Genomic DNA, 2,025 nt, shown 5'->3' with positions numbered 1-2,025 from the left:
CGTCGCGGTCGGCCGACCGGCCGAGGACCACACGGGTACGCGCGTTGCGCACCGTCAGCTCGGCGACCACCGGGCGGCCCTCCGGGTCGACGAGCCGGCCGGTAACCAGGACGCCTCGCCGCACGGCGAGGTCGTAGACGGTGGTGGCGCCGACCCGGACCGTGACCGGTACGGCCTTGCCCCGCAGGGCGAACCCGCCGGACCACTGGGTGGCGTTGTCGGCGGTGGTGAACAGCAGCGGCCACCCGTACGGGCCGAGCCAGTCGATCCGGTAGCGGCCCTGCGCGTCCAGTTCCACTCCCCAATCCGGGAAGTCGCCCGGCTCGGGCGCGAGCGTCACGGTGCCGGAGGTCGCCGGCCTGCCGGTGGCCGTGCTGGTCACGGTGCCGGTGACGACGCCGGCGCGGTCGAGCCGGATCGGGGGCACGGTGACCGTCTGCCCGGCCCGGAGGGTGACCACCCGGGCCTGCTTCGCGTCACCGGTGCCGCCGGTCGCGCCGACCCACTGCGCGCCGTACGCCGATCCGCCGGCGGGGCGGGCGAACAGGTTCCAGGAGCCGGCCGCGACCAGGCCGACGCGGACGTTCCCGGAGGCGTCGGAGCAGTACCGTCCCGGGTTGGCGGGCAGCTCGCCGGTACCGGCGGGCGCCGGCGTCACGCAGGCCCCGGCGACTGGTGCGCCGGTCGCCGCGTCGACCACCCGGGAGACCACGTTCGCGGCCGGGGTCAGGACGACCACGGCGGTGCCGCTGCCGTCGGGCAGGACGTTCACCGTGGCGTAGCGGGGCAGGTGGGTGTCGTCCCGGGTGTAGACCCACACCTCCTGCGGGCCGGGGATCAGCGGCGGGACGGTCACCCGGGTGTCGCCGCACGGATTGCGCCGGGGGTCGAGGAACACGCACACCCCGTCGACCGCGGCGCCGGTGACCGCGTCGCGCGCCCGCAGGGTCGACCCGCTGGGCGTGACCAGGCGCTCGGAGACCTCCGTCGTGTCCCCCGCGGACACCCGGACCGTTCCGGCCTGCGCCCAGCTGGTGCGGCCCGGCACCCACTGCCGGAGCACCTCGTCGTCCTGGCCGTCGCTGTACACCGGGGTGACGGCGATCTTGTAGTCGCCGGCCGGCACCTCCACGCTGAGCTGCCCGGACTCGTCCAGCGGCAGCAGGTCCTTGTCGTAGCTGCTGTCGGCTGCGGTCACGGCGACGTTGCCGCCGGCCGGGCTGCCGTCGGGGCTGGTGACGGTCAGGTGGAGCACGCCCGCCGGATCCGCCGCCGCACCGGCGGCGGTGGGTGCGGCGGTGACGGCCAGGGCCGCCACGGCGAGTGCGCCGAGCACTTTTCGGACGATGGACACGGTGGACCCCTCTCGGTTTCAATGCGCTCAAGAGGCGTCCGCGTCACCACAACCAGGACACGCCCCCGTGCGTCGGATGCCGGCGCAGCATATGGCGGACGATCGATCGCGCACTGTCCGCGACCGGTCATCCGGCGGACTGCTGCGGGAACGGTCATAACCCCGTCTTTCTCCCGTACCGGGCCGCCGTCGGCCCGGAACCGCGACCGCCAGATCGGATCTGGCGGACCGTCTGGCGCCGAAGAGGTGAGGCCGGCACAACACCACAGCTCCCCGGCCTCGTTGAAACAGGCGATCGGTCCGGCGGCACGCCGTACGCCTGTCGAGACACCGACGAGAGAGGTAGCAATCCATGAGTAACCGGAACACCGGCCTGGCCGTCGAGGCCGAGGGCCTGGTCCGGTCCTTCGGTACGACGCGGGCGCTCGACGGGCTGGACCTGCGGGTCCCCGCCGGCACCGTGTACGGGGTGCTGGGCCCCAACGGCGCCGGCAAGACCACAGCCGTACGGGTGCTGGCGACGCTGCTGCGCCCGGACGGCGGCACCGCCCGGGTCTTCGGCCACGACGTCGTGCGCGACGCCGACGCGGTCCGCTCCCGGGTGAGCCTGACCGGCCAGTACGCCTCGCTGGACGAGGACCTGACCGGTGCGGAGAACCTGATCCTGCTGG

General features: G+C 74.3%; 1 protein-coding gene and 1 pseudogene. One reads left to right on the top strand and one right to left on the bottom strand.

Annotation, left to right across the window (positions count from 1 at the left end; translation table 11 throughout):
• A pseudogene (locus KBX39_RS29855) lies at positions 1–1,354 on the bottom strand (hypothetical protein); the annotation flags it as partial.
• A gap of 352 nt (positions 1,355–1,706) precedes the next feature.
• On the opposite strand from KBX39_RS29855, the gene KBX39_RS29850 reads away from it, so the two are divergent.
• Positions 1,707–2,025: ATP-binding cassette domain-containing protein (locus KBX39_RS29850; RefSeq protein ID WP_210873731.1), on the top strand; the 319-nt coding region annotated here is incomplete at its 3' end.

The organism is Micromonospora sp. D75 (assembly GCF_018070405.1).
Classification (GTDB): domain Bacteria; phylum Actinomycetota; class Actinomycetes; order Mycobacteriales; family Micromonosporaceae; genus Micromonospora; species Micromonospora chalcea.
Note: the sequence above shows the minus strand (reverse complement) of the source record. Positions and strands in the feature narration are given on the sequence as shown.